Origin of the sequence: Pseudoalteromonas sp. McH1-42 (genome assembly GCF_022347845.1) — a bacterium.
Lineage (GTDB): Bacteria > Pseudomonadota > Gammaproteobacteria > Enterobacterales > Alteromonadaceae > Pseudoalteromonas > Pseudoalteromonas rubra_D.
The window spans coordinates 77,202-88,958 of the sequence record NZ_JAKRFU010000027.1; the positions used below are offsets into that span (position 1 = coordinate 77,202).

Consider the following 11,757-nt stretch of genomic DNA (forward strand, 5'->3'; position numbering starts at 1 on the left):
ACCACACTGTGTGCCAACAAACTGTACTGAGATCAAAACAACTCCGGCTTTGACTCGCAACCTGCAGCTAAAGCGATTAGTATTTAGCTGTTACCCGTCCTTAGTTCGGCAAGTCAAGGAGTTAGTATGAGTATAAAGCGGATCAACCAGTTTTTTAACCCCCGCTCGGTGGCCGTTATTGGTGCCTCCAGCAACACGGGCCGAGCCGGGAACGTGGTGATGCGCAATCTGCTACACGGCGGGTTTAAGGGCCCCATTATGCCTGTTACACCAAAATACGCTGCCGTTCAGGGGGTATTGGCCTACCCAACCATTGCCGATCTCCCTCAGGTACCTGATCTGGCCGTTATCTGCACCAATAAGGCGACACTAATACAGATTTTAACCGAGCTATCGGAGCGCGGGTGTAAAAATGCCATTGTTGTGGCAGCGGGGCTCGACAACGAGCAAAAACAACGCTTACAGACACTTGCCAGAGACAAGCAAATCACACTGCTAGGCTCCAACAGCCTGGGTATGCTACTCCCTCACCTGGGGCTAAACGCCAGTTTTTCTCATACCACCGCTGATGCAGGCAAACTGGCCTTTATCTCCCAATCTGCCGCGGTCTGCTCCACCATACTGGACTGGGCAAAAAGCAAACGCATCGGGTTTTCCTATTTTATCTCTCTGGGCGACAGCTTGGATATCGACTTCGACGAATTACTGGATCTATTCGGTCGGGATGCCAAAACGAAAGCAATTTTGCTGTATATCGATAACATCAAAGATGTACGTCGCTTTATCTCCGCAGCAAGAGCTGCCGCATTTAGTAAGCCCGTCATAGCTATCAAAACCGGCCGTACTCAGGCAGGTGCTGAGGCCGCTGTGATCCATACAGGCGGGTCAACCTCAGACGATGCAGTGTACGATGCCATGTTCCAGCGCGCAGGTATGCTCAGGGTTACCGATCTGCGAGAACTATTTGCAGCTACACAAACGCTGGCGCTGCACCCTAAGCTATTACAAGTTGAGCACCTCACTATACTCACCAATGGCGGTGGCCCAGGTATTATGGCCGTAGATACCTTGTTACAACGCAGCGGCAAACTCGCCGAGCTCAGTGACAAAACCATCGCTGCACTCAATGCCGTGATCCCACAGTCAAATCACACTGCAAACCCGGTTGATATTTTCGGCGACTCAGCGCCTCACCGCTATCAGCAGGCACTGGAGATTTTACTCAAAGCGGAAGAAGTGAAGAACTTACTCATCATTCATACGCCATCTGCCCTGGCCCCCAGTGAAGCGTATGCCCAGATCATAGCGCAAACCCTGAGTACGTTACCTAAAATGGCTCGCCCCTTTGTGATGACCAACTTTATGGGAGAGGAAGCTGCCTGGGAGGCCCGTGATGTCTGCGCCGAGCACAGCATTCCGACGTACCGCACACCAGAGGGCGCCGTCGGGGCTTTTATGCACCTGATCAGCTACCGGCGTAACCAGAAGCACCTAACGCAAACCCCGGAATCCATCAGTCAGGATGAACTGATCCACAGCCACAGTGCAAAAGCGCAGATTGACAGCTATCTTGATCAATCACTCACGCAATTATCGACCCACCAGGCCAGCCAGATCCTCTGCCATTACGGCATGGAATGCATAGATACCGACATAGCACTGACTCCCAGTGAAGCCAAAGAGCAGGCACAAATACTCGGTTTTCCTGTCGCACTCAAATTGATCAGCCCGTCTATCCCGTCAAAATCTGAGGTCGGCGGCGTGGTGCTCAACCTAAATGATGGCGATGAAGTAGAACAAAGTGCTTTTGCTATACTCCTGCGTATCAAACAAGCCTACCCAGACGCTATTATTGAAGGGTTCTCTTTGCAAAAAATGGCGCCCAGGGCAGGCAGTCAGGAATTACGTATTGCAGTCAAAACCGAGCCCGATGTAGGACCGGTTATATTACTTGGTGAAGCTGGCACCGGATTTAACTTCAATCAGGCGGCCGTTGCCCTACCCCCATTAAACATGAACCTGGCTAAATACCTGATAGCCGCAGCGTATGATAAAGGTGTCCTGAAAGAGCGCCTGTTACCGGAGAAAGTAGATAAGTATCGTCTCTGCGCGCTGCTCACCCGCGTCTCCCAGTTAGTGGTGGATCAGCCAGACATTCAGGCTGTAGAATTGAATCCCATTTTGGCGACCGATGGGCACTTTTTGATCCTCGATGCCAATATTACTTTACAACGCTACGAGCCGCTCCCGGGACGCAAGCGATTAGCCATTAAACCCTATCCAAAAGAATGGGAGCGATCGGTTACCCTGAAAAATGGCACCCAGGCACAGCTAAGGCCAATCCGCCCCGAGGATGAACGCAACCATCAGGAATTTGACCAGTCCCTGAGTAAAGAAGACAGATACCGACGCTTTTTCGGAGAATTGCCACAGTTTACTCATGAGCAATTGGCTAAAATGACGCAAATCGATTATGACCGCGAAATGGCATTTATCATTACCGAGCCCTATAAAAGTGCACAACGGACACTGGGTGTTTCACGGGTGTTGATGGACCCAGACAATTTACTCGCCGAATTTGCTGTGGTCGTGCGTTCAGATTGCCAGGGCCTTGGCCTGGGCAAACTACTGATGGAAGCAGCTATCGACTACTGTAAACGTCAACGCGTCGGGTGTATTGAAGGGATCACCTTACCAGAAAACACCGGCATGATAGGGCTGGCGAAAAAGCTCGGATTCACGGTGACCCGAGACTTTGAAGAAGGCACTGTGGTGATGAAAATGCCACTCACAGCACAATAACGCGGCACAACCCTTAATAGCAAGGTTAACAAGATAACTATGGATCTGACACTCAGACAAAAAACCGCCGGGCTACTGGAAGCCAGCGGGCGATTCAGGAAAGCCGGACATGCCATTGATGTCTTTCTGATCTCGCTCATCATTATCAACGTCATCGCCATAGTACTGGAGTCTGTGCCAGCACTTGCTACGCGTTATCACAGGCTGTTCTTTTTCATCGAAGTCACGTCGGTGGCGATTTTCACCATTGAGTACTTGCTCAGGCTGTGGTGCTGCGTTGATAAACTGGAATTTAAACATACGCCAGGTAACAACACGAAAAAACGTATGCGTTATGTGTTCTCGCCACTGGCCATTATCGATTTACTGGCTATTCTCCCCACGTTACTCATGGTGTTCTTCACCTTTGACCTGCGTTTTTTACGGGTATTCCGTTTGCTGCGTATCTTCAAACTGACCCGCTACTCTCGCGCAATGCAGCTATTGTTAGCAGCATTCAGAGAAGAGAGCAGTTCATTGCTGGCGGCTTTCTTTATTATGTCGCTGGTGTTGATTGTGGCGTCGTGTGGCATCTATCTCATTGAACATGACGTGCAGCCTGATAAATTTGGCTCGATACCGGCCGCCATGTGGTGGGCAATGGCCACACTAACCACGGTGGGATATGGTGATGTGGTGCCCATCACGCCTTTGGGGCGATTTTTTGGCGGAGTGATCACCTTACTGAGTATGGGAATGGTCGCTATCCCTACGGGTCTGCTGGCGTCCAGCTTTGCCGATCAACTGAGAAAACGTCGCGATGCCTTCAATGAAGCCGTGCTGCACTCACTGAGCGATGGGGTCGTCGATGAGCAGGAAAAAGAACACCTCGAAGCCCTCAGAATTGAACTGGGGCTCAGTGCTACGGAAGCCAATCAGGCCATAAAAATGATGACCAGCCAGCGCGTACACAACCACTATTGTCGTCATTGTGGCGGCAAGCTATAGCAAAACAAAGGCCTGCATCACGCAGGTCTGTCACTAGCTGGCGCGCGCAAATACCTGATGCCAGTTACGCCTTAGTAGTGCACCAGCTTCGCTCGCAGGCAGCGCTTTACTGAACAAATAGCCCTGGAAGCGTTCGCACCCAAGCATTCTCAAAAAAGACAGCTGCTCCATTTGCTCTACGCCTTCAGCAACACAATACTTACCCAGACTGTGTGCAAGCGATAAGGTGGAGTGAATGATCACTTCGTGTTCCTTGTCGCAGCCAATGTCGCTGACAAAACTGCGATCAATTTTAAGCGCATCGACTGGATATTGTTTAAGGTATGTCAGTGATGAATAGCCAGTCCCAAAGTCATCCATATAAAGTCGGCAGCCCAGCGCCCTCAGCTCATGCATACGCACAATTGCCTGCTCGGCATCTGCCATCATCACTGACTCGGTGATTTCGAATACCAGATGGCGACCATCCACACCATTTCGTGCCAGAATATCGGTGATCCGGACCAGTAATTCTTCGTACTGAAAATCCAGTGCCGATAAGTTAACCGAGATATACAGATCGGGATGGGTTGTGTGCCACTCTTTCAGGTCGACCAGTGCTCTTTCCAGTGTTTGCAACATAACCCGGGTAATGATCCCCGTCTGCTCTGCGGTATGGGCGAGCTCCTCGATGCTATAACTGGGTGTTTGTGGCCAGCGCAGCAAGACTTCAAAACCTTCTACCGACATATGAGTCGCATTGATAATGGGCTGATAATGATTACGAAACGCTTCTTCCTGATAAGCTTTTAACAGCGCCTGTTCAATAGCCAGAGCACGCTGAACCTGCTCATTGATCTCACTGTGATAGAATTGATAATCTGTCACCAGAGACTGCCTGGCATGATTGAGAGCTGTCTCAGCGGCCTGATTGAGGTCAAAAGCGTCACTGGCATCATCCGGGAACATTGCAATTCCCAGCTTCGCTTTCACATGCACCTGTTGCTGCTCAATCTCAAACCCTTTTTCAAATCGCTCAAGCAGGCAATGAATATACCGCATTACCTGTTCCACGCCCGTTAGCTGCTCCATCAGAATATAGAAATCCCGCTCGTTACCGATGGCCAGGCTATCCACTTCCCGAAAACAACACTGCAAGTTGGTTGCGAGCTTTTGCGTAACCAACGCAAGGAAGTCGTTGCCATAGGTATCCGCGAACCTTTGCAAGCGACTGAACTTAATCGCGATAATCGCCAGAGGTTGGCGTGATAAATGCGCCTGCTCTATCGCATGCTGTACGCGATCCATGAATAACACTTTATTTGGCAGCTTAGTCAACGCATCATAGTTAGCCAGTTGATAGAGTTCTTTCTCTGTGCGCTTTTGCTTGGTGATATCGGTGAGCACCAAAATATAATGCTTATCTTCCGTCGCACTGATTTTTAACAGTACCTGACGCTTTTCGCCGCTGGGCAGTCGCAAAGTTTCTTCGGCAACATATAAGTCATCGACTTTTAGTTTGCTGATCGCACGCAGATACTTCATCCTGACATCGCGCTCCAAACCCAAAGTGACGCTGGTACTGGATGAAGGCGCGGCACTAACAGAGAAGGCACTTTGCAGTGCTTTGTTGCAAGCAAGAATGCGCAAATGCTTGTCAAAGATCATGACCCAGTCACGAGTTTGCTCAAACGCCGCACCAAACAGAGTTGCCCGCTCTTCGAACACCCGCTCCCGGGTCAGGTTGGTATACGTCCCGGCAACCTGCACAGGCACCCCATCCTGCCACGCCATTACTTTGCCGTAGTCCTTGTACCAACGCCATTGACCATTGACATGACGTAAACGATAAGTACAGTCAATAAAACCTTTTTCGGTTGAAACAAACTCCAGCCACTCAATCCGGAACAGGGCACGATCCTGTGGGTGGATCAACTCCAAATATTCATCCAATACCAGGCTCTCATTGCTGTAACCCAGGTCGCTCACGAGCCGCGGCTGGTAAACAAACTGGCTTCCAGACTGCCAATCCCAGACACCCGAATTACTGCCCTCCAGAGCCATCTTCAGGCGCGTTTCACTGTTTTGTGTTTCACGGTGGGCAGCCAGGATCATACCCGCCACTTTATTTTTCCGGTGCACCCAAAAAGCGAATAAAGCGGCGGCCAGCAAGACATAGCAAAACAGTGCCCAGGGCGCACGCCAGATAGGGTAATGCACCACAATCTCTAATTGAGCAGGTGGGGTATAATCTCCCGTCAGGGGATCCTTCGCCCACACTTTGAGGCGATAATTGCCGGGGCTTAATTTAGGAAAAACCACCCGGTTACTATTACGGCTCAGAATGCGCTGCTCACCCGAGAGCTGATATTCATAAACGATACGCTCTTGCAGCGTAAACGCCATGGCCGAAAACGACACTTCCAACCCGATATCATCATGGTTCAGTTCGATGTAAGAAAATGACTTGAGCCCGGATGGCAAAAGATCCCGAGACATCAGATCAACATCGGTTATGTTCACACGATTTAGTAAGGATTTAGCCGGGCGATGCGCCTTGGGGTCGAATAGCGTAAAGCCCTGTAACGAGCCATAACCAATGCGACCATCCGACAGCTTGACTGACGCCCCGCCGTTAAACTCATTGCTCATCAGGCCATCAGCCGTAGTAAAGCCCTGCAGATGAAAGTTATCCGGGTCCAGCCGCCAGATCCCCTGGTGAGACGACATCCAGATCATGCCGACATCATCTTGTACCATTTCATACAAGATATTATTGGTGACAGTATGCTGCTCATTGGGCATAGGCAACAACTCGTAACCATCTGCGGTAAGCCTCACCAGACCATGCCTGGCAAACGACAACCACAGCACATTATGCTTATCTATGGTATAGCTCAGCAAATCGACCGCGCTTTGCTTATGTGCTTTAGGCACCTGGTATATCTCTACCAGCTGGTGTGCCTGCGTGTCATACCGGAACAACCGTCCTTCACTGTAAAAAACTGGGTCCTGAGGATGTGTACTCAATGGCTTATAAAAACCATAGCTCAGAAAAGGGTCAAACCGGTCGAATTCTTCGCCCAATTTCGAGAGCGTGCCAGCATTGATATCAAACACATAAAACCCGGTTTTTTCATCAACCAGATAAAGCTGACCATCCCCTACAATTACTGCCCCTTTGACAAATCCGGACAACACGCCTGTGGCAGTGTCATCCTGTGCCTGAGGCCGATAAATTTGCTCAGATTCAGGCTCGAAAATAAACAGCCCACGGTTACTGCTCAGCCATAGCTTGTCCTGATAGTTCAGTAAGCCAAAGATAGTAAACTCGGGATAAAAACCATCCCCCAAAAAACCTGCTAAATACTGTTCGGAAGTTCGGGTTTGTGGGTCGTAGCGGGTCAGTCCATCTCGTGTCCCAGCCCAGATAAAGCCATCGTATTCGACCAGGCCCCATACCGTGCCTTTCGAAAAGCGCCCTTGTACAGATCCCGGGTGTACATTATCAAACCCCTGCGACTCGGCTGGTAAGTAAAAAGCGCCGTCTTTTTTGGTCGCGATCCAAATGCCACCAAAATCATCCCGAATGAAGTAAATAACACTGCTGTCTGAAACCGCATAATGGCTGCTGGCCAGTCTTGTATCACGATGAACTGCACCAGTGGCGATGTCATAGTGCATCAGACCATGATCTGTCCCCAGTAACAACTGCGTACCATTACGCTCGATTTGCCAAATATTGAGCTCTTCAATCAAGGTTTGGTAAGTCACTTCGGCGTCAAAGTCACGGCGTAATGCACTGATATCCAGCTGATACATACCAATTACAGCCCCTAAAATCAAGGTGTCGTCATCGAGCAGATACATTGATTTGGTATTGGTCTGAAAAGGGTGAGTGATCTGATCGCGGTGGGTAATGGCACGCAACTGTTCGGTATCTGTGTTATACACAAACAGGCGTTCAGCGGATGCTATGAACAATAGGTTGCCATGTTTGAGTAAGCCGCGCACTGCCATTTGACGATCTTCAACAGGCAAAACTATCTCTTGAGTGATGCTCCCTGTACGCGTATCCATCACCGCGACATTTTGTGCTCTGCCCAGCCAAAGCTCATGCTTACTCTTGCTGAGCATTTGAAATACACTGTTTTTAAAGTAATCTTCTTCAGATTCCGGTGCTGACGTGTAACGACGATAGCTATCTTTCTCAGGGTCATAACTAAACAAGCCTGCGCGCCCCGACGCTATCCAGATGATGCCATTTTCATCCTGATAAATGCGGTCTATCTGCATTTTGTTCAGGTCCTGATTTGGCCCCCCAACCTCTAGCACCTGATACCCATCATAACGATTAAGGCCGCCTTCGGTTGCCAACCAAAGGTACCCATTATCATCAACTAATAGCGTATTTACATAGCTTTGCGACAGGCCCTCTGCTGGAGACAAACGAGATACCTGCGCCAAAGATAGAGAAGAGAACACAACGAGGATAAAGCTGAGGATTATTCGCAACATAGTCGATTCTACTCAGGGTTAATGCATTGCATTGCCAAGATCTGTCGACCTTGTGCAACATAGGTATGATACTTGTCTGCCAGTCCCTGAGGCAGCGCCAATGGGTCAATCGCCGCAAAGCCCAGACCTGCGTAAAACCCACTCAAATGACGATAAGCAAAGGTGTACAGAGGAGCCTGTTGTTGCCCCAACACGGCATGCAAAAGAACTTTTGCAAACCCCTTGCCTCGTTGCTCAGGTGCAACCAATACGGTAGACAAAAAACAATGCCCTGTAACGTGCTGCACTCTGCACGCTGCAACAATATCAGGGCCTTTAAGCACCCAGTTCTGATCCTGACGCGTCGCTTTACCCCTGGCTTTGTGGGCTTGATAAAACTTATTCACCAGGGGTGTTTGAATGGCCGGTAATACCTGAGCAACTACTTTCATGGCTATGCCAGCATCAGCCCCAGATAAAACTCGAATTTTTCTTTCAACATCGCCTGCTCTGACAGGGGGCGCTGATTGATTGCATCATAAATGGCCTCACGGCTATTCTTACCGCGTTTGATTTGATAAGCCCAAAAAGACGCTTCGTACTCTAATTGAATTTGATATTTATCTTGTCTCGATAAATTACACAGGTTATAGCTCATAGTAAATTTGGTTACAGCAATCTCTGTAAAAAGTGTATCATAATTACGCTAAGGTGTATCCGTTCATGTACACGCTCAACGCATGTTACCGACGTGCTACTTTGTGCCGCAGCCCCACAGCTAAAATAAGTGGGTCGATTTTTATAGGGAGAACCATTGCGAATTTTTAGTTTGTTATTGTTATGCTGCCTGAGCACACACAGCGTCGCAACCGATAACCGCACACTGTACTTTAATCGCCCAGCGGACACCCCTCAGGCGAGATACGTGATTGAGTTATTGCAAACCGCTTATCAGCAGCTTGGTTATAAGTTAGAAGTCGTTGATTTTAATCGCCAAAGCGCACTCATCGCAGCCAATAATGGCGCTCTGGACGGGCAACTTGGGCGGATCCATGGCGTGACTCAGGCCTACCCAAATTTACTCCAGGTACGCTTTCCCTTGTATACTTTTAACTTGCAGTTACTCAGTCGCTGTTTAAGTTGTACCTTTGAGCAGCTCGACTCGCTGGTCATTCAAAGCGGTTACCTGGTATCAAACCAGTATCTCGATAGCGCGCCTTTTAATGGCCAGCTAATAGAGGTAAAAAACAATATCACTCAACTCAATCTGGTTACCCAGGGAAAAGTACAGGCAGCGTTGGTGGTTGACTTTCACTTGCGAGAGCATCTGGCGGATATGGATCTGGAGACATTTAAAATTGATACGCTGCTAACCATTGAGACTTATCACTATTTACACATAAAGCACAAAGCCCTAATCCCGCGCCTTGAAGAGGCATTACATGACTTGGCAAAAAAGGGCACTGTGGCTATGCTCAAAGCCAAATACCAGATTTAAAACAGGTCTTCCTGATTCCCTTGCTGTTGAGCGTCCGTCGGCTCGGCTTCTGCGCTACGCTTCTTCGCGGCCATCACACGCTTTTGGCGTTGCGCGCATAGCTCAATCACCTTACGCTTTTGCTGATCACTCAGCGCATGCCAATGAAAGCGCTCTTCGCGACTGCGAAAACACCCTTTGCAATACCCCCGATTATTCACCTCACAAATACCCCGGCAAGGGCTGGGGATCTCGAAAATCTCAATCTGTTCCATATGCTTCACTGGTTACTCTTTATCCGGTACTATGGCCAAATTGATGCTCAGATCGCGGCTTACCAACATTTAATTGAGTATAATATAGACTAAAATTAATTATCTATAACTGTGTGGCCCTAAGGAGACACCATACATGAAAAAATGGTTTTACTTATTCCTACTTTTGCCATGTTTTGCTTACGCTGACTGGCACAGTGGCAAGATTGAAATGATAGCAATAGGCTATGATGGCAAAACAATATCAATTGGTATGGAAGGCTCAACAAAGACCGAATGTACATGCTATCCAACCTGGCCTAATCGGTTTTGCCTGAATAGAAACAGAACCTCGTTTAACGAGGAATTTTCATTACTATTGTCCGCCAAAGCGAAAGGTAAAAGTGTTTCACTGCAGATAGATGAGGCCACTTGTATGGTGAATGCCATGTATGAGAATTGATGCCTGTTCAAGTTTAGCAAGGCTACGGTAGTAGTGATTAATATCTGATAAGCTGACGTGCTTCCTCCTTACCGTCGGCATAATCTATCATCCTCAACCCGATGAGGATGACCTAAAAGTAGGCGGCGTATCTCACGCACGCCAGTTTAGAGTGGGAGTTCGTGCCGTCAAGCTGAAGGCATATTTCAAACAACAATTTTGTGTGGCTGTCCATGTAACTATTGTGTCTACCTACTAGGGTGGCCCCTTAATTTACAATAAATGTAACGAAAGAGTCCGGACAAAACAGCTAATACTAGACCTATAATTAAAGGTTCTGAGAAGTCATCACATATTTTAGTTTCAGTATGTTTACACCCTACTTCCTCACCACTATAAATAGCGTAAGAAAAGTAAAAAAAGCCCAAGCTTGCAAAAAACGAACTATAAAAAAGCCTTCCAAAAATTTTTACAACATTACTAATTTTATTCACCCTGTATAAGTTTCTTTATTCTCAAGTCAACGGTGCTTCCACAGCTCATACCAAATCCGAGACTCGGTCCATCAATTAATACACCATAAAATGAGCTATTTTGCCCTACGAAGAATGTATGCCCTCCAATAGGAGTTTCAATATTAAATGCATTGCTGTTGACTATAGTCTATGTATCTTCCCAAATTAGTCCAGCTTCTAACCCTCTACCCATAACCATTCAGCTTAGCCCTGTCATACCCTCAATTAGAATATCTAACCCAGAGACTAGGTTTTGACCATATTGAAAAGCATATGGTACACCCCTTACAAGTTTTGGAACGAACTCTGCATCCAAGGCATAGTCAGTCATATAGGCAGTTTCCCCATAAGCAGTGCGCCCTACAACTCCAGCGTAAACTTTAAGCTTTTCGAAAAACCCTTTAACCTTGTGCTTTGCTGAAGGGCTTTGCTCCTCAGCATTCAACCGAGGCATTTTTTAAGTGATACCCAATGGTTGGACATTCCAATTACCGGGGATCACTTCATATTGCGAGGCTTTTGAATAATGGTGCCCAGAGGCGGGCAAAGTGGTCCGGAGCCACTTTGAACAGCTTTAGCTGGCCGCTTACGGTGAAATACAAGGACGTATTTCATCATCAAACCACCCGCAAGCGTGTTCGATTACGCCACCACAATTCACACAGAACGCGGAAACAAAAAAGCCCCGCTAATGCGAGGCTTTTGAATAATGGTGCCCAGAGGCGGAATCGAACCACCGACACGAGGATTTTCAATCCTCTGCTCTACCGACTGAGCTATCTGGGCTAAAACTGGTTATATTGT

Annotated in this window: 8 protein-coding genes and 1 tRNA gene; 4 read left to right on the plus strand and 5 right to left on the minus strand. The window is 48.1% G+C overall.

From position 1 onward, the window contains the following. Window positions 1-126 precede the first annotated feature (126 nt). Together MHN31_RS20715 and MHN31_RS20720 are read left to right on the plus strand one after the other, a co-directional pair. Complete coding sequence (locus MHN31_RS20715; protein WP_239445205.1) at window positions 127-2,802, plus strand: bifunctional acetate--CoA ligase family protein/GNAT family N-acetyltransferase; 2,676 nt, start codon at window positions 127-129, stop codon at window positions 2,800-2,802. Window positions 2,803-2,841: 39 nt separating this feature from the next. After that, window positions 2,842-3,789 carry an ion transporter gene (locus MHN31_RS20720; protein WP_125563583.1) on the plus strand — a complete coding sequence of 316 codons (948 nt, stop codon included), beginning with the start codon at window positions 2,842-2,844 and terminating at the stop codon, window positions 3,787-3,789. Window positions 3,790-3,822: 33 nt separating this feature from the next. Here the strand turns inward: MHN31_RS20720 and MHN31_RS20725 are convergent, their stop codons facing one another. The 3 genes from MHN31_RS20725 to MHN31_RS20735 are packed head-to-tail and all read right to left on the minus strand — an operon-like array spanning window position 3,823 to window position 8,923. Further along, window positions 3,823-8,286 (minus strand): EAL domain-containing protein, encoded by a 4,464-nt coding sequence (locus tag MHN31_RS20725; protein ID WP_239445206.1) that lies wholly within the window; start codon window positions 8,284-8,286, stop codon window positions 3,823-3,825. A gap of 8 nt (window positions 8,287-8,294) precedes the next feature. Then, window positions 8,295-8,717, minus strand: a complete 423-nt coding sequence (locus tag MHN31_RS20730; RefSeq protein ID WP_125563587.1) for a GNAT family N-acetyltransferase — start codon at window positions 8,715-8,717, stop codon at window positions 8,295-8,297. Window positions 8,718-8,719: 2 nt separating this feature from the next. After that, entirely contained in the window at window positions 8,720-8,923 is a 204-nt protein-coding gene (locus tag MHN31_RS20735; RefSeq protein WP_010387258.1) for a DUF3283 family protein, read from the minus strand. A 156-nt stretch (window positions 8,924-9,079) separates the two neighbouring features. On the opposite strand from MHN31_RS20735, the gene MHN31_RS20740 reads away from it, so the two are divergent. Further along, window positions 9,080-9,763, plus strand: coding sequence for a transporter substrate-binding domain-containing protein (locus MHN31_RS20740; protein WP_239445207.1), 684 nt, complete (start codon window positions 9,080-9,082; stop codon window positions 9,761-9,763). On the opposite strand, the gene MHN31_RS20745 is transcribed toward MHN31_RS20740, so the two are convergent. Next, on the minus strand, window positions 9,760-10,017 hold the full coding sequence (locus tag MHN31_RS20745; RefSeq protein ID WP_138538680.1) for a DUF1289 domain-containing protein: 258 nt from the start codon (window positions 10,015-10,017) through the stop codon (window positions 9,760-9,762). The genes MHN31_RS20740 and MHN31_RS20745 overlap by 4 nt on opposite strands. A 136-nt stretch (window positions 10,018-10,153) precedes the next feature. On the opposite strand from MHN31_RS20745, the gene MHN31_RS20750 reads away from it, so the two are divergent. Further along, entirely contained in the window at window positions 10,154-10,459 is a 306-nt protein-coding gene (locus tag MHN31_RS20750; protein WP_125563591.1) for a hypothetical protein, read from the plus strand. Window positions 10,460-11,663: 1,204 nt separating this feature from the next. Here the strand turns inward: MHN31_RS20750 and MHN31_RS20755 are convergent. Beyond that, window positions 11,664-11,739: transfer RNA gene (locus tag MHN31_RS20755), tRNA-Phe, on the minus strand. Between the last annotated feature and the right edge of the window lie 18 nt (window positions 11,740-11,757).

Excerpts from the sequence above, each read along its gene's own strand:
- MHN31_RS20725 (WP_239445206.1), bottom strand. The coding sequence starts at position 8,286 with ATGTTGCGAATAATCCTCAGCTTTATCCTCGTTGTGTTCTCTTCTCTA.
- MHN31_RS20735 (WP_010387258.1), bottom strand. The coding sequence starts at position 8,923 with ATGAGCTATAACCTGTGTAATTTATCGAGACAAGATAAATATCAAATT.
- MHN31_RS20715 (WP_239445205.1), top strand. The coding sequence starts at position 127 with ATGAGTATAAAGCGGATCAACCAGTTTTTTAACCCCCGCTCGGTGGCC.
- MHN31_RS20730 (WP_125563587.1), bottom strand. The coding sequence starts at position 8,717 with ATGAAAGTAGTTGCTCAGGTATTACCGGCCATTCAAACACCCCTGGTG.
- MHN31_RS20750 (WP_125563591.1), top strand. The coding sequence starts at position 10,154 with ATGAAAAAATGGTTTTACTTATTCCTACTTTTGCCATGTTTTGCTTAC.
- MHN31_RS20745 (WP_138538680.1), bottom strand. The coding sequence starts at position 10,017 with ATGGAACAGATTGAGATTTTCGAGATCCCCAGCCCTTGCCGGGGTATT.
- MHN31_RS20720 (WP_125563583.1), top strand. The coding sequence starts at position 2,842 with ATGGATCTGACACTCAGACAAAAAACCGCCGGGCTACTGGAAGCCAGC.